Below are 21,105 nucleotides of genomic sequence, written 5' to 3' on the forward strand. Positions count from 1 at the left end.
TAACAGGAAGAAGAATGTAAATAATTATTCCCGATTTGGTAATGTCCGGGATAGGAGACCTATCCTCTTGGGTAATGACATCATCATGCGTGGGGTTAAGCGGGTATTCATTTCAATCTATGTGGCTTGTAGTTGTTATTCGTAGATTTATTTAATACTAAATTGTGGCATAAATATTACTAGTTTCAAATTAACTTCTATATTTAGCTTTAATTAATGCCAGTTAACAACCATGTCTGACCAATTCAAATCATTCGTTATGAGATTAGCTTTACTCCTCATTTTTGTTGTTGTGAACGTGTACTGCCTGGGACAGTCGTATCCATCATTACCAGGTAAAATTGAGGCCGAAAATTACGATGCTTCTCATGCTGTTGGCACCGAGGGTACCCAGGATACCGGCGGTGGCCAGAATGTCGGATGGATATTGGACGGCAGCTGGATGGATTACAATGTCCATGTAGCGTCCGGCGGATTCTACACTTTTCATTTCCGAATTGCCAATAGCTATGAACCACAGGCATTTTTGTTGCTCAAAAACAGTCTCGGTGATGTATTAGGACGGGTAAAAGTACCCGAGACCGGCGGATGGCAAGGGTGGCAGACCGTCGCAATGAACGTACCCTTACCTGCCGGAAACCAAGTGTTAAGAGTTTTTGCAGAAAATGGAAACTTTAACCTGAACTGGTTCGAAGCGGTGGGGTCGAGAACACTCTCAGGAAGAGTGGAGGCCGAAAGTTATGACGGTATGTTCGATGTAAGAATTGAATCCTGCGGCGATGTGGATGGAGGGATGAATCTGGGCTACATTGATGATGGGGACTGGATGGACTACAACGTCGACGTTCCGTTGTCAGGGTCGTATACTTTAAATTTTCGGGTTGCCAACAGCTATGGCGACGGCGTTATTGAAGTGAAGAATTTTAGTGGTAGTGTATTGGGGCGTGTAGAGGTACCGCAAACAGGTGGCTGGCAGAGTTGGGCTACCATTTCTACGACCGTCAACCTTTCACAGGGTAGCCAGATACTCCGCATATTTGCCGAAGTAGGCGCATTTAATTTCAACTGGTTCGAAGCTGTTCATGGTTCAGTACAATCGGCATCGGTAATCACATTTGCCGAACTGCCTGCCAAAACGATCTCCGATGGAGAATTCAACCTCTCTGCTTCCAGCACCAATACCGTAACCCCCATCGTTTTCACTTCCTCCAATCCTTCAATTGTGGCAGTGTCCAACACAAGTGGAATATGGAAGGCTACCATCTTAGCTGCTGGGCAGGTGACGATAACAGCCTCACAGCCGGGTAATGATTATTTTTTGCCAGCCCAAAGTATTGAGCGCACGCTCATTGTTACCGGCGGGGGAGGGTCCAATGATCCGGGGATTGGTACCAAAATACCCATCGACCCCAAAAGATGGTATCAGCTTACGAATGCTGCCAACGGGCTCGAGGGGTTCTTTGACGGAGAAACACAAGTGGATGTCCATACAGGCTGGGGAAAAGTAATTAACAACTATGAGGCGTACTATCCCCTGGAAGAGGGTGAAGAGATAAACTTGAAGGGCATAAAGCTTTTCGACTACACAGGTTCTACCGGTGATCAGCCCATGGTGTTGTCCATGATCACAGCGCAGTGGCAGCGAATTCCCATTGCGACGTTTACCGGAGATAGATTCAACGGTTGGGTGGGTCCTTATCCGGAACGCAACTTGTATGGAGATGACCAGTTCAGGCTGGATACAACCATCTCGAATGCCCGTTATCTGATCCTAACCATTCCCAACAACCTGCCTACAGAAATTGAATTTTACGGCACATACAAAGCGCCCGACAGCACTTTGGCAGCACCGCGTCAAAAGCAGATCAGGCTCCGGGATATGCTTGGTGTGAATGCGTACGAATGGAACTTTCAGAATGGCATTCATCCGGAGTTTATGGATGAGCATAAAATGACGCTGGCCCGGAGCTTTACGGGCATCAGGCATTACATGGATTGGGAAAAACTTGAGTCAACAGAAGGGGTTTTTTCCTACAATCCTACCCTAAGTGGCAGTTGGAATTATGACCTGATCTACGAAAGGTGCAAAGCAGCAAATATGGAGGTGCTGGCGTGCCTCAAAACCCAGCCTAACTGGATGCGTGTAACCTATCCTGAAAATGAACGGGATGCGGAAAACGTTCCGGTACGTTATGGCAAGAGCTTTTCCGATCCGGTCTCGTACATTGAGCAGGCTAGGGTGGCTTTTCAGTACGCTGCACGTTATGGGAGTAACCCGAATGTAGATCCTCAGTTGTTGAGCGTTTCCACTACGCCCAGATGGTTTGGGGATTACCCGAATACCGTCAGGATCGGCCTTGACCTGATCAAATATATTGAATGTGACAATGAACGGGATAAGTGGTGGAAGGGACGGAAAGGTTACCAGACAGCCCGTGAGTACGCGGCAAACCTATCTGCATTTTACGATGGCCATAAGAACAGCATGGGTCCCGCGATTGGTGTAAAGAATGCAGACCCCAATATGAAGGTGGTGATCGCAGGCCTTGTGACAGGCCCGGATTACGTGAAAGGCATGGTCGACTGGTGTAAAGAATTTCGGGGATATCACCCCGATGGCTCGGTGAATCTGTGCTGGGACATTGTAAACTTTCACCATTATACGGACAATACTACGTCAAACCAGAGCGGAACGTCCACCCGTGGAGCGGCGCCGGAGGTAACCACGGCTGCCGATGTATTAGCAAGTTTCGTAAAGGTATCGCGGGAGGTTTCCCAGGACATGCCCGTGTGGATCACCGAAGCCGGGTATGATGTACATCAGAGCAGTCCATTGAAAGCCATTCCAATTGGAAACAAAACAGCTTTGCAAACCCAGGCCGACTGGCTATTGAGAACTTCCCTGTTTTCGGCCCGCCATGGCATTGAGAAGATTTTCTATTATCAGATGTACGATGATAATTCGTCTGGGGGCATGTTTGCCACATCAGGGCTGATCAGCAATGAATACACCCGCCGACCGGCAGCGGATTATTTTTTACAAACCAACAAGCTTTTTGGGAATTACGTCTTTCAGGAAAGTACAGCCGCTGATACAAGTCTGCATACGCCCATTGTAGACCGCTATGAACTGGATGGCAAGTCGTTATATATCCTAACCGTTCCGTCAGAAAACGGCAGTACGGTTGAGTATAACCTGGATTTGGGAGAACCGGGTATTGCAAAAATATATACGCCACAACCGGGAAGTGATAATATGGCCGTACAAGATCTGCCGATTGTTGACGGAAAAGTGACCGTCACTGCCGGCGAAACGCCTGTTTTTGTCGTAGCAACCAGTGGATCGAATGCGAGAATGGCTGCTGAGGAAACCGCTCCGGTGGACAAGGTCTACACCAACAATCTGAACATTTATCCCAATCCTGCCCACGATTATATCATGGTGGATCTGTCGGACTTCAAAGACGGCGAGGTGGAAATCAAGTTGTTCGATGCCAGCCTGGGTCGTTTACATAATACGGAGCACACAAGCAAGTCGGGGAAATCGGCTGTGAAAGAATTAAATATTTCACATCTGCCTGTCGGGACTTACATTCTAGAGCTCAAGCACGGGAAAGAACGGGTTTTCAGAAAAGTGGTGAAGGGCATTTGATTTACACCCCGTTTAGCCGGAGAAGGAGGGCTTGTGTAATTTAGCACATAAGCCCTCCTTTCTATTTCCCTATAATACTCAGATATACCTCGCCTCTGGGTGACAGTGAGTAGCCAGGTTCATGGCTGATGGTCAGTCCAAGCCCTTTCAACTTACGCACATTCAGTTTCAACCACTCTTTTTCTTTTTTTGTGATTACAGCCAGATCGGCTGACTTCATTTTTGGATTTTCCCGTATGGCCTGGAGTGTTTTGATTGTCCATTTACCCACCTTGCTGAATTTATCCAGATTCTCCAGCGCCTTTCTTATTTCGTTGAATTCTTCCTCGGTGATGACATTCTGCTCACGCAACTCTATTCTGGGGTCTTCTTGCAGATACGTTACAGCGATTTTATAAATTTTCCCCTCTTTTTGGCTTGCCAAAAGGCCAGTGAGTGATTTGGCGCTTGCAAATCCTGCGGCTTTGGCTTCTTCATCCGTGATGTCTTCCAGCTTCACTTCCCGTATCGAGCCGATCTTCACAACACCTACAGTTGTCTTTATTTCACTACCTACATTTACTGAAAGTTTTTTCCAGTTACGGAACGACAGGGTAATGTTTCCCGCCTTTATTCCTTCCAGATCTTTTTGTTTGAATAACATATTCTTTTCGTCATTTCTAAATTCCCTGCAAAGATACGGTTTAGGTAGTTAATATGGTTCTACAACGAATTTAACGACCTGCAAAGAGCTATCATTAGTAACGCATGTGCTTTTGTGGGTTTTTCAGGAATAAGATGATGCACAACTGCCAGTTGGCTTTCATAGCGCATCAAAGGATAGATTATTCGCCGGAAGGGCAGGAAGACAGGGCCACTGAGACCATCTACAAAAGGGTTGGGTAAACTTTGTCAGGGTGAATGGCACGAATTTGTTATTGGTTCGTGAATAAACCATTCATTCAACAAATGAGGCTTTTACAAAGAATCGTTGCTCTTTTGGCATTGGTAATCTTTTTTACTTCCTGTAAACCTGTTCCGGTAACCCACTGGTTTCCGGTGACACCGCAGGAACACTACGAAAGGGATTTGCTTAAAGAAAAACTTGAGAAAACGCAGGCGGGGCAAACCTGGTTCAAGGTAAGTAAAGCTGTTCTGACGGACACACTGTTTTCAATGGCTCCGTACCAGGAACGATTTTATCTCGGCGATTCAACACCCGCCCAGTCCATCCGAATCATGGTGCCTGAAGGAAGAAATGTGGTGGTCACGCCGCTCCGTAATCAGGAAGATTCCGTTTCCAGGTTGTTTGTGGAATTGTATACCCTGAGGAATAACGGAAAACCAAAGCGGGTCGAATACCTGAAAACCGGCGAAGAACAGATTACCTACGCGAATCACGAAGGGGATACGCTGCTGCTCCGGATGCAAACGGGGCTCAATGAAAAATTAACCGTCGCGATTTCCATAACCACACAGCCGACGCTGTCTTTCCCGGTAGCCAGTCATGGTATGCAGGATTTGATCAGTTTTTGGGGTGCCCAACGTGATCGCGGTGCCAGGGCTCATGAAGGTGTGGACATCAAAGCCAGACGTGGAACACCGGCAGTTGCGTCAACTGATGGTTTTATCACACAGGTTGGTACCAATAACCTTGGAGGGAAAGTGGTGTTCCTGTCGGCAAGTGACAGTCCCTACTCGCTCTACTATGCACATCTGGATAGTCAGTTGGTTGCCACAGGGACCCGGGTGAGTCGTGGCGATACCCTTGGATTGGTTGGCAATACGGGTAATGCAGTCACCACATCTCCACATTTGCATTTTGGCGTTTACTCGCGGGGCTATGGTGCAGTAAATCCATTGCCCTTTATAAATGACCAAAAGGAAAAGATCCCCCGTCTTCCTGAAGCTTCAAAATGGCTGGGTGATTCAGTTCTGATCCGCAAAAAGGTGAATGTCTTCCATACTTCCTCTTTGCAACCGGAAAGCAAAATGGATGCTTTGCCAGGTAATAGCACGGTTTTGGTCATCGGTCAAATGGCAAAGGGTTATCGTGTAGCCATGCCCGATGGAAGGAGAGGGTATATACCTACTGTACCCTTGGTCGAAATCAAAAAGCAGGACGGGGTGAAACTGACGGTGTCGGATTGAGCATGTTCGTTATCCGATCCGGTAAATTTCTGCACAAAGTGGCATAAAGGTTGATTCGTCAGAGCGGTAAAAACCTGCCGCGTCCATTCAAAACCCTATGTTCTCTATGTTACTATGTGTTTTATACATTATCAGTAACTACATGTAAGGTGAGCCATTGTCCGGTTAAATCTTGGTTCATCCCTGCAATGCTCATTTTATTTTTGTTAATTTGAAAGGATTAAATTTTACTATTTACCGATACTCCTAAACGTTACGTTATAGTATCCAGGTTTTCAATTCAGAGGAATGTCAGAGGAAGAGCAATTATGGATGCATTTTACCGGTGGCAACGAAAAGGCCTTGGCTGAGCTTATTCGTCTGTATGGTAAACCGCTGGCTCTGTATGGCAGAAAAATGGTAAAGGATGATCTGCTGATTCAGGATTGTATCCAGGAGGTTTACATCCAGCTTTGGCAATATCGAACCGGGCTCAGGCAGCTCACCGAAATACGTCCTTATCTGTTTACCTGTCTGAGAAGGAAAATCATCAATGCTTTGAAGCGTGAGCGTGTTTTCATCAGTACTGACCGGGAAGAGGAGATCCCTTTTCTTGTGGATTTTTCTATTGAAACACGTCTGATCGAAAGTGAAACGGAAGCCGAGCGGGTGCAGTTGATCAACCAATATATCAATCGATTACCACGACGCCAAAAGGAAGCTATTTACCTTCGGTTCTACGAAAATCTGAGTAACGATGAAATAGCCGAGGTGATGGGCATAAAATATCAGACAGCCACCAATCTGATCCATGAAGCGCTTGCTTCTTTGCGTGAATCTTTTCCTGTCAATTCCGTATCCCTGCTGCTTGTATACCTCAAATTATATTTTTTTTAAAAATTTCAAAAAAATATAGGATCAAACCAGTATAAATAAATGAAAGCGCTGCTACTGCCTATATAAAGCAATAGTAAGATTTCATGATAAACTATTCCGATTACAAAGCAGACGATTTTTTGTCAGACGAGAATTTTCGTCAGTGGGTGCTGGAAGGGGGGTTTCGCAACACGGAGGCTTCGCTGAGCAAGTGGCTGAATAAGCACCCCGATCAAAAAAAGGAGGCCATGATTGCCCGTGAATTTATTTTGGCCATCCATGTCAAGGATGAACCTTTCGCTGATGATTATTTTGAAACAATAAGCAGAGAGAGCCTGGGTGCAGTAATGAAAAAAAGGAATCGCTTCTCACCGGCCTGGGTATGGCGTGCTGCTGCGGCCGTTGTACTCATTTCCGGTCTTTTAGGTTGGTACAATTGGAAAAATCAAAATGTGGAGGATTCTGTTGCTGCTAAAATCATCACAATCCCTGCCGTCAAAATCGAATTTGCCCATGCCAATACCACCCAATCCGTAATGCCTGTGGCGTTGCCGGATGGTAGTTCGGTGCTGCTTCATCCGCAAAGCAATCTGAAATACAAAAAAATGCCAAATGGAAATCGTGAAGTATTGCTCACAGGGAAGGCATTTTTTGAGGTGACGAAAGATCCGGGCGCACCTTTTATTGTTTATTCAGGCGAAATGGTGACCAAAGTGCTGGGTACCAGTTTCACCATTACAGCCTATGCCGGAGATGCGGATTTTTCGGTGGTTGTAAAAACGGGCAAAGTGGCCGTAACGACTTTACCGGACAAGAACAAAGATTCTCGAAAAGAAGAGGCTGGTACAACAATCAATCTGATTCCAAACGAGCAGCTGGTGTTTAACCGGGAAAAGTTGCATTTCGACAGAAAGGATCTTCCATCCAAGGAAATGCTCCGGTACGTACCCGCCACCCGTAATGCTTATTCCTTTGAAGATGCTCCCGTGGCCAGCGTTTTTAAAGAAATAGGTGCCGCATATGGTCTTAAAATAGATATGGATCCTGCCGTGTTTACGGGGTGTGAGCTTACGACCAATCTTACCGACGAGCCCTTATTCGAGAAGCTCAACATCGTATGTAATGCGGTAGGCCCGGGCACCACTTATGTTGTGGAAGACGGACACATTCGTGTGGTTTCGCAGGGATGCAATCAATAAAATTTCACCTAACCAAAATAATAAACCTATGCACGTATACTCTCCTCCCTGAAAATCAATAAAAAAGCCGGGCATGTTCGTACCATGACCGGCTAAAATTCCCCGACTTGCACTACTCAAGCTGCTCCCTTGCCGGGGAGCATGAGGAAATGTTTTTGGCTTTTCAAATCACAAAAACTCATTAAATCTATGCAAAAAAAACAAAATTACGTTAGTCTGTGGTTTAGGATTATGAAAATTACTACAATACAGATTTTAATTACGTTGGTGCTTTACGGTGTTTCCTATGCCGGAGCGGCTCAGGAATTGCTTAACAAACGTATCACGATTTCCCGTGAAAACACGGAGATGCGAAGCGCACTGGATCAGATCAGTAAGGCGTCAAATTTGAGGATATCCTTTAATTCTAAGCTGATCCCAAAAGGCCAGGCTGTAATTCTATATGCCAATGATGAACGCCTGGAAGATGTTCTGGATCGGATTCTCACACCCTTTGGTGTCTCGTACATTATTCTGAACAAGCAGATCGTATTGCGTAAAGCATTAGAAAAGGAGCAGGCATCTGCGGTCACAGAGGAAACAATAGCTCCTGTTGACCGCACCATCAGTGGTGCCGTTCTGGACGAAAACAAAGAAGCACTACCAGGAGTAAGTATCATTGTGAAGGGCACCAACCGTGGAACAACAACCGACCTGAACGGAAAGTATACGATCGAGGTGCCGGATGGTGCTCCTGTTCTCATCTTTTCATTTGTAGGTTATTTATCCCGTGAAGTTGAAGTTGGTAACCAGTCTGTGGTGGATCTGGTTTTGGCGGTCGACAATAAGACGCTTGAGGAAGTAGTCGTGATCGGATACAACCGTGTGAAGAAAAGTGATGTAACCGGGTCGGTCGTCAGTGTGGGTGCAGATGAAATCAAAAAGAGACCGGTTGCCAATGTGCTACAGGCCATGCAGGGAAGAGCAGCCGGTGTGGATATTACTTCCAATGAACGCCCGGGCGAAATGGGAAGCATACGTATAAGGGGAAGCCGTTCACTTAGTGCGGGTAATTCTCCGCTGTATGTGGTCGATGGAATTCCATTGGCAGCAGGTGGGATCGAATCGATCAACCCCAATGATATTGAGTCCATTGATATATTGAAAGATGCCTCTGCAACCGCAGTTTTCGGTTCGCGGGGAGCCAATGGTGTGGTATTGGTGACCACCAAACGAGGAAGCGCCGGAAAGTTGTCGCTGAATTACATTGGGACGACGACTATCGAAAAAATGTACGACCGCACCGACATGATGAATTCGGGGCAGTACATTGAATTTCGCCGCGATGCCTACCGCCGCGGAGGAACTTACCCGGCTGTGGCAACTCAGAAAGATGATGAAAGGATATTTGGAGGAGATGCCAATGCGCTGGCCAACGTACTCAAAGGATGGCAGGGTGGGACGTTTAACGGGGACCTGGTACCAACGACCAACTGGACGGATATGGTTCTAAAAACCGGCGTTACCCAGGATCACACGCTGAACGTAAGCGGTGGTACGGATAAAATGAGGGCTTACGGATCCATTGGCTATCTGTTCCAGGACGGAACGCAGCTCGGTCAGGATTTTGAACGTTTCAACTCCAAGTTCAGTGTAGAGCTCACACCCGTGAAATGGTTCAAGTTTGGTGGAAGCATCAATGGTACTTTCAGTATGCAGAATTATGGATACGCCACCAGCAACGCTACCGGCCCGGGAAATCTCTATTTTGCCGCACAGGGAATGCTGCCATTCGCGGTTCCGTTTAATGCGGATGGAAGCCGAATCAACTTGCCGGGTGGGGACATTAATATTCTGAATCCGATCGGAGAAGACCAGTACAATATCAACGAACGGAAAGTTTTACGTGCGCTCGGTGTGTTGTATGCCGAGGTTGATATTTTGAAAGGCCTTAAATACCGCGTGAATTTTGGTCCCGATTTCTATAACCAGCGAAACGGACGCTGGATGGACAAAAATTCCATCAACCGGGGTGGCGGTGAACCGGGGTCAACAAACTATGCGCAGCTTAACCAGACTTCGCGATTCTCCTATACACTCGATAATTTGCTTTATTATGACCGCACCTTTGCTGAAAAGCATACCGTTGGTGTGACGCTTCTTCAGAGTGCATCGAAAAACCTCACTGAAACCAGCACGATGACGGCGACCGCACTTCCCTGGAATAGTCAGAAATGGCACCAGCTGAATTCGGTGAGCAGTCTGGACGGTTTCGGCACCGGGTTGAGTGAATCGCAGCTATTGTCGTACATGGGTCGGGTCAATTATGGATTTAATGATAAATATCTGTTAACTGCCTCCGTTCGCTGGGACGGGGCTTCGCAGCTTGCTGATGGAAACAAATGGGATTTTTTCCCCTCAGCTGCTTTGGCCTGGAATATCGATCGGGAAGAGTTTCTGAAATCGGTTTCCTGGGTGAACCAGCTTAAAGCCAGAGTTGGATTCGGTAGTACCGGAAACGCGGCTATCAGTCCATATCAGACCAAGGGAGCTATAGAAACGCTTTATTACACCTGGGGAAATAAGGTTGAAGCGGGCTACGTGTCTTCTGATGCTTCACTTGCCAACCCCATCTCGATGGCCAACCTGAATCTGGGCTGGGAGCACACCACCCAGTGGAACGTGGGCGTAGACTTCGATCTGTTCCGGCGCCGTATCAGCGGTACAGTGGATGTGTACGCTTCACGTACCACCGACCTTTTGCTGCGCAGAAGTATCCCTTCCATCGTAGGTTATGTTTCGACCTGGGACAATATTGGCGAGACGGCAAATAAAGGAGTTGATGTGACCATCAATACGGTAAACGTGAAAAGAAGCGGATTTGAATGGTCTTCCACGCTGAATTTCTCTGCTAATAAAGACAAAATTGTAAGACTGGCCAATGGTACCAATGACGACCTTGCCAACCTTTGGTTTATCGGTCAGCGTCTGGCGGTCTACTATGATTACACCAAGCAGGGAATTTGGCAAAGTACCGCTGAAGACGCGGCTAAAATGGCTAAGTTTAATGAAAAAGGGCACACTTTCAAGGCGGGTGATATTCGTGTCGCAGACCTGAATGGTGACTATCGCATCGATGCCAACAACGACCGTAAGATTGTAGGGAATTCCAGCCCAAAATGGACGTTTGGCTTCAACAACAACTTTTCTTACAAAAACTGGGATCTGGCTGTTTTTATGTTTGGCCGTTTAGGTTTCACAGTGGCAACAGGAGCGGAATCACTTCAGGGCCGTTTTGCACAACGGGTGGTAGACTACTGGACGCCTGAAAACCCAACAAATGAGTACCCTTCCCCAAATTACAACAGTGCAGCCGGAGATCCATTCAAAAGCGCGATGAATTACCAGGACGGGTCCTTTGTCAAGGTCAGGAATATTTCGCTTGGCTATACGGTGCCAAACTCGCTTACCCAAAAACTGAGAATGACCAACTGCCGGGTTTACGCCCAGGTGCAGAACCCTGGCTTGCTCTACTCTAACATTTCATGGATCGATCCGGATCTTGGTGGCTCTACATTTAACAGAGGGTTTGTGTTTGGGTTAAATGTTGGTTTTTAATCGTTCGGTTCATTATCATTTCGAAAAAATATGAAGAATATAAAAATATTACTGGGCAAAATTTGTGTTGCAGCGATGCTTCTGGCAGTGCCGTCCGCGTGTAACGAGTCGTATCTGGACGAGGATCTCATTACCGCCAGAAGTACGCAGGATTTTGAGACACCCAACGGGCTTGATGGATTGGTGACCGGAATGTACCAAAGCCTCAGATTCCATTTTAATTATGAATGGGCTTATACCACTACCAATTACGGCACCGATGAGTTTTCCGTGGGAGGTGACCGTACCATGCAGATGTGGAATTCGTATGATGCCAATCTCAATTCGCTTACAGGTGACGTAGGTACGGTGTGGGATAACATGTATGGCAATATTAATTCGGCAAATATTGTGATCAAAAATGTGCCGCTTTTCTACGGAGAGGGTGCTAACAAGAATACAAGACTTGGTGAAGGACATTTCATGCGTGGCTTTGATTATTTCAAACTGGTAAAGCAGTATGGTGGTGTGCCATTAAAGCTCGACCCATCCACTGCCGTTGAACTGGAATTTAAGCGCAATACCGCTCAGGAGGTGTACGCACAGATCACCAGCGATCTGGAGAAAGCCTATGAACTGCTTCCTGCCACAGCAACAGAAACCGGAAGAATTACCAAATGGGCGGCCGCGCATTTTTTAGCCAAAGCGTATCTGTACAAAGCGAGTGAGATCAACAGTGAATGGAACAGCAGCTCCAAACAGGCTGATCTCGAAAATGTTGTTAAATATGCCAATCTGGTGATCAATAGTGGCACCCACACACTGGCCACCAACTTCAGTGATTTGTGGAATTACACCGCCGTCGACGGTGCTTCCGAAAAGCTTCCGGAAATTATCCTTTCCGCCCAATTTTCAAATAATACATCTACTCAAGGGCGATATGGGAATCAGGTTCACCTTTTTTATCCATCGGTTTACCAGAATATGCTGGGTATGCAGCGTGATTTGCCTGGTGGACGGGAGTTTCAACGCCTGAGATCTACGGATTATGCACTGGATGTGTTTGACCGGGTCAATGACAGCCGTTTCTGGAAAAGTTTTAAAACCAGGTATTTGAGCAATCGCCCCGCAGGAGCGCCACTATGGACCGCAGCAACTGCTCCGTCCCCTGCTCTGGTGGGCAAACCCAAATTCGCAGGAGGTGAAGAAGCAATACTTTATATTGTAAACGGTGCCGGTGATACCCGGTACACTCCCGAAAATATCCAGCTCAGGGCACCACACATGTTTGTGAGGTATTTCAGTGGTCAGGCCGAAAACTTCCTGGGCGGGCACGGCAACTACGAGGCCAGCAGGTTTGTGGCCTTGTCCAAGTTCGCAGATGGCTCACGCATCTCAGTGGCGTCACAGTTTGGTCACCGGGACGGCATACTGGCACGCCTTGCCGAAACCTATCTGATCGCAGCCGAAGCTTACGGGCGTCTGCAGCAGTATGACCAGGCCTTGAACTATATCAACAAAATTCGAGATCGTGCGGCATACAAGGCTGGCGAAGATCGTGCTTTCCATGTGGACGGCGGCGTGTCTTACAAAAATAACACAGCCGCCAATACGGCCCAGTTTGTATCTTATTCAGATAAAAATACCTATTACGAATCAAATAATGTACCTGTCACAGTCACGAGCAGTTTGGATAAAATGCACTTGAACAGTGTGACTGATATCTACAATGCAACCACCGAGTTTTACAGCAAAGTCGGTGCCACTTCCAATGAAAGCAAATTCGTAAATTTTATTCTGAACGAGCGCTCACGCGAGTTGATGGGAGAGCTCATGCGATGGGAAGATCTTGCACGTACCAAAACTTTGGTCGCAAGAGCAGGTGCATTTAACGATGAGGCAAAACCCAATGCAGCCAAACATTATCTGAGGCCCATTCCGCAAACCTTCCTCGATGCCATCCAAAACGGCGGAAGACCGTTGACGACTGAGGAGAAGCAGGCGATGCAAAACCCCGGATGGTAATCTGTTATTGCTTTTTTGGACGGAGATATCAAGCAGGTATCTCCGTTTTTTTTATGCCAGACACTTTAGAGGGGCTTACGTCCCACCGTTGAGATAGCTACAACCGACCTCTGTCATTCACGTCAAAAGGATGTCTTTGCTTCTTTTTAAACTTCGAAAATAATACTTCCAGAAATGAAGGTTTTCTCTTCACCACGGGGTCGAACGGAACGATCGCATCATGACCTACCTGCGTGTGAAAAGGAGCAGCGCGCAAGTGTTTTTCAAAAACGACAATGCTGTCGTAAAAAGCAATGGATTGAATATGGCGGGCAACATCGCTGGTTTCAATTCTTTCCTTTTCGTGGATGTGACTTTCATAAAGGGAGTCGATCAGTCCTTTGGATTTTTCAATAAATGAACCTGGATTTCGGAGTCCGCCGTAAAATTCGGTCCAGTAGGAGGTATGCGTGTCTTCCACGAGGTAAATGCCACCTTCCTTCACTTTCATGTAAAGCATCTCGAACGACACCAGCTGGTGGTCCATCCGGTGGCCTCCATCATCAATGATAATGTCCATGAGCGGTATTTGGGATATTACCGATTCCAGAAATTGCCGGTCGCTCTGAGAACCAATGAATATTTTGGTTTGGTCATCTTCAAATTTCTGGCACTCCGGGTTGATGTCTATGGCGTAGATATTGACACCGTCGCCAAAATATTTTTTCCAAAGCTGCAAGGATCCCCCATGAGAAATACCAATTTCCAGGATGTTCAGCTCTTTTCCCCGATACTTGGAAAAATACTTTTCATAAATGTCAAAATAGTGATCCCACTTGTGGATCAGATTGCCGTCGTGGCTGTAAAACAATTCTCTTAGGGATGGCGTTTTCATCTATTGCGGGGGGGATAAATTTAATTGAAGGACACTTTTTTAAGAGTAGGGTTGTAATGAACCTTCAAAAATCCATACCATCGTGAAAATAATTTTCTGCAACCGGCATCATTTCGATATCTGGAACCTGACTTTGAATAGCCATAATAATGGATCTCAGAGCCATCCGGTGATACAACCGCACCGATGTCATTCTGCTGCATATTTTCTGCCAGCGGATGTTTGATTGTTCTTGTAATCGGAAACATAACCTGCCATCATGAATGTGAGCAGCCAAGCAGGCAGGTAGCGGACTTTTAGCATAAGGGTTTATCTCGGTTGATCGCTGCTTGAGTGAAAGTATGTACAATTACGTAAAGTCTTGCCAAACGGTGGTTCAGCTGTTGATGGGAGATTATTAAAAATTCTCCCGTTTTTTTGCTGTGTGCCAGTTCCAACCTGTTGTACGCGAAAACAAATTACAATATATTTAGAAAAGTTAAGAGACGGGTACTTTCGGACGTGGAAATTGGTTATGCAAGAGTAGGCTCTTGGGGGTAAATTTAATGAAAGTAGTATAATCATGTTTGAACACTATGGAAACAGTAATAATCGAAACAGAAGGGAAAAAATTAAAGGCACTACTTTCAGTGCTAGATATTCCGTTCAGGAAAGAGAAGTCTTCCTATAACCGGAAGTTTGTTGCCAAAATCCGGCAGGCTAAGTGTGATGTAGCAGACGGTAGGATTACGAAGGTCAAAACAGAGTCCGAGCTGAAGGAGCTTTTAAATTCTCTATGAAATATTCATTAGAATTCACAACGCATGCGTTGAAAGACATTTCAGAAATAAAGAAAAGTTCCCCGAAGTCATTCAGCAAGGTTGAAAGTCTAGTGATAGAGTTGGCAGAGCACCCAACTACCGGTACCGGCAGACGAGAAGCTCTAAAGCATGACTTGACTGGCTATGGGAGTAGACGTATTGATAAAAAAACAGGTTGGTCTATCAGGTTAGAGACCAGGAAATATTAGTAGTTGTGGTTTCCGCTTTGGGGCACTACGAGGATAAATAGTAATTTTAACTAATCTATGATTGCTTCTTCTGGCAGTTAGGGCAATTGTCGGCAGAGAATAGATGCAAAGAACATCATGGAAATTGAAGTGAAAAAAGTTTGGTTTCGGGATGACAGCATATTTATCCAAACCCTATCCGGTGAAGAGAGGAGCCACCCCTTACAGTGGTTTCCTAAATTATTGAATGCATCTAATGATGTAAGAGAAAATTTTGAATTGTCGCCGTTTGGTATTCACTGGCAAAAGCTTGATGAAGATCTAAGCTTTGAAGGTTTCGTTTCCTTCTCCAGGCAGCAAGTTTAATTCAGTCTCAGAAAGCGAAGGAAAATTGAATCTGCGTAATCTTACCCATCATTCTAAAAAAACAAAGTATCCTCAATTATATAATGCCAAAAGAGAATTTATTTGATTTAATCAGGAGGGAGCAGGTCGTCATATGGGCTGGTGCCGGATTTTCTAGATATGCTGGATATCCTTCAGGTGTATCATTTTCTGAAATATTGTATAATGACCTGCCTAAAAATCAAAGGGATGAAATAAATAAGGATCTTCCGCTACCTAATATGGCTGAAGAGTATTGTAGGTTTAAAGGTGGGAGCAGAAATCAACTTGTAAAGCTACTTCGTTTACATTTTGAAAAACCACCTCTTTCAACGGAATATCATGATAAACTGGTTAATATTCCGCACATAAAAACAATTTTAACAACAAATTATGATGCGCTTTTCGAAAATGCATTTGGTTTCAATGCTACCCTTGCTTCATCAGACGAGCATATTCCATACTTAAATAAGAACAAAACAGAAATATTTAAGGTACATGGCACCTTATCTCAACCTTCAAGTATCCTTATTACGAGCTCAGACTATACAAATTTCTTTAAAAATAAATTAGAGGATAGTTTATTCTGGAGCGTTGTCAAAGCGCGAATCGCAACTAATTCTGTGTTATTTATTGGCTACGGAATGGAAGATTCTAATGTTGATGCCATTTATGAAAAAGTAATAGAGTCATTGGGAGGGAATTATGGACAGTGTTTTTTGGTCGCTCCGAATCTGTCTCAGCGTAAGGTTACAAATTTACTAAAAATAGGGATTGAGTATATTGATTGTACCGGCGAACAACTAATCAACGAGCTTCTCGTAGTATTGAAAGAGAATGTCGTGGAGGACTTTAGAGTAGGAAAGGTGGGTCCCGAGACATTCAAAAACTTCTTAGGTCCTAATAATCTAATACCTGACATTTCCGTAGCAGACAATAAGTTTAAACTAACTCAACTCAAACCGACTAACGAGATTTGGGAAGGAAAGTTCAGATTCTCGGTGGACGAAAAGAGCGATGCGAACAAACGTATTCAGGAATTTATAGCTAACCTGGGACTCGGAGAATTAGAGATTTCTAGTGATGAGTTGAAGGGAAGTAGTTTTTGGCTGAATGAGGTAAAATATTTTGACGATTTAAAGGAGATAAAATTTTTAAAGGCACCTGTCGATAATTGGTTAGTTGATTTAAGGTTTGACAATGGCCTTGAATATTTTGATTTAGCAGTTTCTCGATTTCATGCCAAAGAAGGGATGGAGTTGAAAATTGCATTTCAACAGTCTGAGGCAATAATAAATCTCAGGGTTTTGCATGAACTTAGGAAACATAGATATCAAATCAACCTACAACTTGTTCACTCTATGTTATGTTCAAGAACGAATGATGAAATTAGACTATTTGAAATTCTCTATAACTTAGAGCTTAATGAGAAATTTACAGTATATCATAATCAGAAAGCCGTTAATACATTTTCTCTGTTGTTTCATAAAGAGGGTAGAAGTGGTTTTAAGTTTTATCTGGAATATTTTAGAATGATGAAAATTGTGGAGCAGTATTACAAGATAATGTTCAATGATGTAAGATATGCCGATGTGAATGCTAATACATTTAAAACGCTTGAGATAATTATATCTTATATAAATAATGAATGGCTTGGTTATGCTCGGAAATTTACCATTTCGGTTTCAGGAAAGTCCGCTGACAGAAATGAAAATGTATTGGAGTTCGCAGGAAGGGAGACCGCTTTAATTGGAATTACCGATCCAATTACAGTAACGCTTCATGGTATGCAGTTTGTTGTCGGGCAGGCCTTACTTCGAATATTTTCTCCACTTGTCATTAATAGAAAGTCTTATATCAAAGGCTTCGACTCGAAAATTACTCTTAAAAGTAAAAGTAATAAGGTTCAGATTAAGTATGTCAAATCTCTTCAGGAGCTGGAGCTGGATGAGTTGCAGTGAGGGTAGGTCATAGTATACCTGTGTCTTTACTAACAATCAGTCTCAAAAAACGAATATTTATTCATTGATTTTGGCCGAATTCAACCCGTTTCATTATTAGCGTTTTAAAGAAATATATGCATCCAAAAAATAAGAAAAAGATTCGAGGCTGGAAAAGACGCAAAAAACAGATTGATATTTGGTTCAATTCCAACAAGATTCCTGACCTGGATAGATTTCATTTAAAAGGAGAAGATTATGTTAAAGTTAGGATAGATCCCTGGAACCGGTTATGTGAGCGAATTCCACCAAACTGGTATTTCCGGTTAATTTTGCAAAAATTAGTCATCATTCATAACCAATGGAAGGCATTCTATGAAAACCAGACCACTCCTTATGACTTACAAATATGGCTGAACTTCCCAAATACAATGAGAAGTGAAGTCGTTTGTGCAAAAGTAAATGCGGTTGGTGAAAGGAGAGAAGTTTCTTATCGTAAGTGTGGCCTCAAGAAGGGGTTACCAAACGAATTGGTAGTAAACAATGATATTCTTAATTTTTTTAGGTGGGAAGTATTTGATGATGAGGATATTCAGTTTAAGGAGCTGAGCTATCTCGACGAGTACGAAGTCGACGAGCTCTTGCACTCTGGTTTTCATGAAGAAAAGGTAGTTATCAATGGAAAGGAGGATATTATGTATGCAAGGAAAGTCGGCAACGTCTGGATAGGCAGGCAATAAGTATTATTAACCTACCAATTGCCTCAAAAAGAGCCAGCCAGTCTCAAAAATCAAAAGATGTTTATATTCGAACCAGATTTTCATCTCCCGGCAGCTACAATTGAAGGTCCATTGCCTCCAAGAGGACTAATAGATTGATTCCCGCAAAAAATAATGCGTGGCTTATAAAAAATAGGGTCAATACACAACTTGTGGCAACATCTCCTGATGGGTTGTTTCTTTTGCTAAATGTGTCATGTCCAAGATTAACAATTAGTGGAAGTGTTGCGAAAGGGAATACTAACCTTGTAAATTTATGGAAATTGAAATCTGATTCACCTGTCCAAACACCTGCGAAAAAGCAAAATACTAGCAAATCTATGATCACGCAAGCGAAAATGGAGTACATTAAGCTGTTTCTCTTAAAGTATAATAGCATGTAAATTAGGAAATGGGTAGTTCAGAGTGACCTTTTCGAGTTTTGATCAGGTCCAAAAGTATGAAATAGTTTATTTGCAAGGCAAATCAAGTCCTCTGTAATTTCTGAGCATTACGGTTGCACGATCTCGCAAAACGAAACAATTTTAATTCGACTAATAACGAGTTTTATTATGGAATTGCATGTACCTTATACAGAGATTTTGAAAAGGGATGCGGATTTTCGAGTGAGCTACCGGTACTATTCTTATGATGAAGGAGGGCGATGGAGTGTTGTTTACCAAGGAATTAGAAACGATTTTTGGTATAAAAATGATGGAAATCTGAAAGGTTCACTTTATATGATCTGGCCAGAATTTGAGGATACTTCCGGTAATGTGATCTTAAGCAAGTCAGAGCCTATAGCCCTCTCAGGTACCGCCAGAATGTGGATAGCCAATGCTAATTTAATACAATATCATAAACAATACCTTACTTTGGGCATGACGGGATACTTTCAAGAGGGCGGGAAGCGGACTGCCGAATGTACGGTAATTGAATTGATAAGTCTAGTCCATGGCGAATAGTCTCAAATAACCAAGCTTATCGCAACCCTTTCCAACCCCACCTGGTAAAATCTCCCTCATTCGTGAGCCAACCATTTGAGTAAGCTTTTGCAAACTTTCAGAGCTGACCAGGATCAAAATACGAAGTATCAGAAAACGCCCGCTATTTTTACAACGTTTAACAAAAAATGCCCGCAATCCGAAAATCACGGGCACTTCCTAATAAAATAAAAACTCAATACCCCGGGTTCTGTGGGCCAAGGTTAGGGTTTACCTGTAATTCAACCCGTGGTAGGGGCATCAGATAATCCCTTGCGGCGCTGAATGTTGCATGCGGCTCCAGAGAATTGGCTCCCTTAAACACGGCATCGCCCAGGTTACGTCGTTTGATATCGTACCAGCGTTTGTACTCGAATGCCAGCTCCAGTCTTCTTTCTTCCATCACCATATCGATGAAGTCGGCTTTGGTTCCCGTTGCACTTACATCTGCAGGGAAAGCAGTTTGCTTGCCAGCCCAGTTACGCGCCCGGGCCCTGATCTGGTTGATGTAACCGGCTGCTTCTGCATTCGGGCCGTTCACTTCTGCGGAAGCTTCCGCGGCGATGAGCAGCACTTCGGCATAACGGAACGCCGCATAATTGTGGTCAGAATAACGGCCTTCGGTGTTGGAATTTCCGGCAAATCGGGCGTATTTGGCAATGTGTGGCCTTTTTGTATTCGGAAACACGGTATATGGAGCAAGTTTTCCGGCGATCAGCAGTGAATCATCAAAGCTAACTTTCTTACGGTAATCCCTGGCGTCCCAGGTGTCGTATACCTTTTGGGAAGGCACAATGACGCTCCATCCGCTGCGTGGAGCATCCCCGCCCCGCACACCGGTCATGGCTGGCATGATGTCGTCATTGGCTCCACCGGCTCCGCTTTGCAGACCAAGGAAATCGATGTCATACACATGTTCCTTCATGTTGTTGACCTGCGGTGCTCTGAAAAGCGTCTGGAAATCGGCTTCCAGTGCGTAGCCAAATTTGTCCTTGTTGTCGATCACCCATTTTGCTTCAGTATAGGCTTTCTGGAAGTTTTGCTGGGTAAGGTGCACAGAGGCCAGGTACGATGCAGCGCTGCCTTTCGTAGCACGGCTTCTTACCTCACCGGGTTGCTTGTCGGGTAGCCATTGTTTGGCAAATTCCAGGTCAATGATGATCTGTTCGTACACCTTTGCCGCGGGGGTTTTGGATATTTCCTTCACAGCAGCCGGGTTGCTGATAAAATAGTCGATGTATGGAATATCGCCGAACACCTGAACCAGGTGAAAGTAGCTGAATGCTCTAACGAACCGTGCTTCTGCGATTAAGGGATTAATAGTATTTTCAGGCAAGTTCAGGCCTTCTGCTCCGGCAATGGCCGCATTGGCGGCACTGATCACCTGATACCAAACCGGCCAGAACTGGTTCACCATGTTGTTGTTGTCATCCATGTTGAAGTCGTTCACCTGCTGTCTTTCTGCGGGAGTCCCCCGGTCGCCGATGTCTTCCATATCACTTCGCAGCATCAGGGCCGACACAAACTGGCGGCCATAAAGGCGCTCGGTGGCCATCCAGCCGTATGCACCGAAGATGGCAGTCTCGACATCCTTGGTGCTATTAAACATGGATTCTGGTGCCAGCAATCCAACGGGTTTCTCGCTGAGGTCAACGCAACCAAGCAGTGTGGCGAGGACGGAGAGAACAAATATTTTGTTGATATAAGCCTTCATTTCTTTTCTGATTTACAGGATACTGGA

The 21,105-nt window shown here is 44.8% G+C and carries 15 protein-coding genes; 12 read left to right on the forward strand and 3 right to left on the reverse strand.

Annotation, left to right across the window (positions count from 1 at the left end):
* The first annotated feature begins 259 nt into the window (after nucleotides 1–259).
* Nucleotides 260–3,652 carry a carbohydrate-binding protein gene (locus DYADSP32_RS23370; protein WP_414617996.1) on the forward strand — a complete coding sequence of 1,131 codons (3,393 nt, stop codon included), beginning with the start codon at nucleotides 260–262 and terminating at the stop codon, nucleotides 3,650–3,652.
* Nucleotides 3,653–3,713: 61 nt separating this feature from the next.
* On the opposite strand, the gene DYADSP32_RS23375 is transcribed toward DYADSP32_RS23370, so the two are convergent.
* A complete protein-coding gene (locus DYADSP32_RS23375; protein ID WP_149240502.1) occupies nucleotides 3,714–4,295 on the reverse strand; it encodes a hypothetical protein in 582 nt (193 codons plus the stop codon).
* Nucleotides 4,296–4,600: 305 nt separating this feature from the next.
* On the opposite strand from DYADSP32_RS23375, the gene DYADSP32_RS23380 reads away from it, so the two are divergent.
* The 5 genes from DYADSP32_RS23380 to DYADSP32_RS23400 all read left to right on the forward strand — a co-directional run bounded on the left by DYADSP32_RS23380 (nucleotide 4,601) and on the right by DYADSP32_RS23400 (nucleotide 13,437).
* Complete coding sequence (locus DYADSP32_RS23380; RefSeq protein ID WP_149240501.1) at nucleotides 4,601–5,782, forward strand: M23 family metallopeptidase; 1,182 nt, start codon at nucleotides 4,601–4,603, stop codon at nucleotides 5,780–5,782.
* A 288-nt stretch (nucleotides 5,783–6,070) separates the two neighbouring features.
* Nucleotides 6,071–6,658 carry a sigma-70 family RNA polymerase sigma factor gene (locus DYADSP32_RS23385; protein ID WP_149240500.1) on the forward strand — a complete coding sequence of 196 codons (588 nt, stop codon included), beginning with the start codon at nucleotides 6,071–6,073 and terminating at the stop codon, nucleotides 6,656–6,658.
* An 83-nt stretch (nucleotides 6,659–6,741) separates the two neighbouring features.
* On the forward strand, nucleotides 6,742–7,836 hold the full coding sequence (locus DYADSP32_RS23390; RefSeq protein ID WP_149240499.1) for a FecR family protein: 1,095 nt from the start codon (nucleotides 6,742–6,744) through the stop codon (nucleotides 7,834–7,836).
* Nucleotides 7,837–8,067: 231 nt separating this feature from the next.
* The gene (locus tag DYADSP32_RS23395; protein WP_414617997.1) at nucleotides 8,068–11,433 is read left to right on the forward strand and encodes a TonB-dependent receptor; all 3,366 of its coding nucleotides are present in this window, start codon (nucleotides 8,068–8,070) and stop codon (nucleotides 11,431–11,433) included.
* Nucleotides 11,434–11,463: 30 nt separating this feature from the next.
* Complete coding sequence (locus DYADSP32_RS23400; RefSeq protein WP_414617998.1) at nucleotides 11,464–13,437, forward strand: RagB/SusD family nutrient uptake outer membrane protein; 1,974 nt, start codon at nucleotides 11,464–11,466, stop codon at nucleotides 13,435–13,437.
* A gap of 97 nt (nucleotides 13,438–13,534) precedes the next feature.
* Here DYADSP32_RS23400 and DYADSP32_RS23405 read toward each other — a convergent pair whose 3' ends face one another.
* A complete protein-coding gene (locus DYADSP32_RS23405) occupies nucleotides 13,535–14,311 on the reverse strand; it encodes a class I SAM-dependent methyltransferase (RefSeq protein ID WP_149240497.1) in 777 nt (258 codons plus the stop codon).
* Between the two features lie 575 nt (nucleotides 14,312–14,886).
* Between DYADSP32_RS23405 and DYADSP32_RS23410 the strand changes: the two genes are divergently transcribed.
* From DYADSP32_RS23410 to DYADSP32_RS23435, 6 genes are all read left to right on the forward strand, one after another.
* Nucleotides 14,887–15,090: a DUF2683 family protein gene (locus tag DYADSP32_RS23410; RefSeq protein ID WP_149240495.1), complete on the forward strand. Its 204-nt coding sequence runs from the start codon at nucleotides 14,887–14,889 to the stop codon at nucleotides 15,088–15,090.
* Nucleotides 15,087–15,320, forward strand: a complete 234-nt coding sequence (locus DYADSP32_RS23415) for a type II toxin-antitoxin system YoeB family toxin (RefSeq protein WP_414617999.1) — start codon at nucleotides 15,087–15,089, stop codon at nucleotides 15,318–15,320. The genes DYADSP32_RS23410 and DYADSP32_RS23415 overlap by 4 nt, the downstream gene beginning before the upstream one ends.
* A gap of 117 nt (nucleotides 15,321–15,437) precedes the next feature.
* Nucleotides 15,438–15,665, forward strand: coding sequence for a DUF2442 domain-containing protein (locus tag DYADSP32_RS23420; protein ID WP_149240494.1), 228 nt, complete (start codon nucleotides 15,438–15,440; stop codon nucleotides 15,663–15,665).
* 83 nt (nucleotides 15,666–15,748) lie between these two features.
* The gene (locus DYADSP32_RS23425) at nucleotides 15,749–17,644 is read left to right on the forward strand and encodes an SIR2 family NAD-dependent protein deacylase (RefSeq protein ID WP_149240493.1); all 1,896 of its coding nucleotides are present in this window, start codon (nucleotides 15,749–15,751) and stop codon (nucleotides 17,642–17,644) included.
* Between the two features lie 116 nt (nucleotides 17,645–17,760).
* Nucleotides 17,761–18,363, forward strand: a complete 603-nt coding sequence (locus tag DYADSP32_RS23430; RefSeq protein ID WP_149240492.1) for a hypothetical protein — start codon at nucleotides 17,761–17,763, stop codon at nucleotides 18,361–18,363.
* Nucleotides 18,364–18,953: 590 nt separating this feature from the next.
* Nucleotides 18,954–19,346 (forward strand): hypothetical protein, encoded by a 393-nt coding sequence (locus tag DYADSP32_RS23435; protein ID WP_149240491.1) that lies wholly within the window; start codon nucleotides 18,954–18,956, stop codon nucleotides 19,344–19,346.
* Between the two features lie 214 nt (nucleotides 19,347–19,560).
* On the opposite strand, the gene DYADSP32_RS23440 is transcribed toward DYADSP32_RS23435, so the two are convergent.
* Entirely contained in the window at nucleotides 19,561–21,078 is a 1,518-nt protein-coding gene (locus DYADSP32_RS23440) for a RagB/SusD family nutrient uptake outer membrane protein (RefSeq protein WP_149240490.1), read from the reverse strand.
* Nucleotides 21,079–21,105 lie beyond the last annotated feature (27 nt).

Source organism: Dyadobacter sp. 32, assembly GCF_902506755.1.
GTDB lineage: Bacteria > Bacteroidota > Bacteroidia > Cytophagales > Spirosomataceae > Dyadobacter.

What these genes read in the sequence shown, in the direction of transcription:
- DYADSP32_RS23370 (WP_414617996.1), top strand. Translation starts at nt 260, where the DNA reads ATGAGATTAGCTTTACTCCTCATTTTTGTTGTTGTGAACGTGTACTGC.
- DYADSP32_RS23375 (WP_149240502.1), bottom strand. Translation starts at nt 4,295, where the DNA reads ATGTTATTCAAACAAAAAGATCTGGAAGGAATAAAGGCGGGAAACATT.
- DYADSP32_RS23380 (WP_149240501.1), top strand. Translation starts at nt 4,601, where the DNA reads ATGAGGCTTTTACAAAGAATCGTTGCTCTTTTGGCATTGGTAATCTTT.
- DYADSP32_RS23385 (WP_149240500.1), top strand. Translation starts at nt 6,071, where the DNA reads ATGTCAGAGGAAGAGCAATTATGGATGCATTTTACCGGTGGCAACGAA.
- DYADSP32_RS23390 (WP_149240499.1), top strand. Translation starts at nt 6,742, where the DNA reads ATGATAAACTATTCCGATTACAAAGCAGACGATTTTTTGTCAGACGAG.
- DYADSP32_RS23395 (WP_414617997.1), top strand. Translation starts at nt 8,068, where the DNA reads ATGAAAATTACTACAATACAGATTTTAATTACGTTGGTGCTTTACGGT.
- DYADSP32_RS23400 (WP_414617998.1), top strand. Translation starts at nt 11,464, where the DNA reads ATGAAGAATATAAAAATATTACTGGGCAAAATTTGTGTTGCAGCGATG.
- DYADSP32_RS23405 (WP_149240497.1), bottom strand. Translation starts at nt 14,311, where the DNA reads ATGAAAACGCCATCCCTAAGAGAATTGTTTTACAGCCACGACGGCAAT.
- DYADSP32_RS23410 (WP_149240495.1), top strand. Translation starts at nt 14,887, where the DNA reads ATGGAAACAGTAATAATCGAAACAGAAGGGAAAAAATTAAAGGCACTA.
- DYADSP32_RS23415 (WP_414617999.1), top strand. Translation starts at nt 15,087, where the DNA reads ATGAAATATTCATTAGAATTCACAACGCATGCGTTGAAAGACATTTCA.
- DYADSP32_RS23420 (WP_149240494.1), top strand. Translation starts at nt 15,438, where the DNA reads ATGGAAATTGAAGTGAAAAAAGTTTGGTTTCGGGATGACAGCATATTT.
- DYADSP32_RS23425 (WP_149240493.1), top strand. Translation starts at nt 15,749, where the DNA reads ATGCCAAAAGAGAATTTATTTGATTTAATCAGGAGGGAGCAGGTCGTC.
- DYADSP32_RS23430 (WP_149240492.1), top strand. Translation starts at nt 17,761, where the DNA reads ATGCATCCAAAAAATAAGAAAAAGATTCGAGGCTGGAAAAGACGCAAA.
- DYADSP32_RS23435 (WP_149240491.1), top strand. Translation starts at nt 18,954, where the DNA reads ATGGAATTGCATGTACCTTATACAGAGATTTTGAAAAGGGATGCGGAT.
- DYADSP32_RS23440 (WP_149240490.1), bottom strand. Translation starts at nt 21,078, where the DNA reads ATGAAGGCTTATATCAACAAAATATTTGTTCTCTCCGTCCTCGCCACA.